The 235-nt window shown below is 39.1% G+C and carries 1 pseudogene; it reads right to left on the bottom strand.

The window, feature by feature from the left end:
- Positions 1-201: pseudogene (locus RYX56_RS25305) on the bottom strand (hypothetical protein); the annotation flags it as partial.
- Between the last annotated feature and the right edge of the window lie 34 nt (positions 202-235).

Below are 235 nucleotides of genomic sequence, written 5' to 3'. Positions count from 1 at the left end.
AGCCAACACCGCTAATAAGACAATTTCTTTACTTTGAATATTTTTCAATTCGAACCGTGCAAATAAGGGAATGATGGTTAAACCCATAATCGCTGTACAAACGATCATATAGGGCTTATCATCAAATAACAAAACAGAGATGAATAACAGGCCAAGCACAACAAATGCCGATGTTACTAAGACTGTACGGGAACTCTCCATGTTCTGCAGGCCTCCTCCAACGTTAATACTTCAG

Origin of the sequence: Alkalihalophilus lindianensis (assembly GCF_032843265.1) — a bacterium.
GTDB classification, from domain to species: Bacteria; Bacillota; Bacilli; order Bacillales; family Bacillaceae_D; genus Alkalihalophilus; species Alkalihalophilus lindianensis.
The sequence above is the reverse complement of the archived record's forward strand: the minus strand, read 5'-3'. Positions and strand labels throughout refer to the sequence as shown.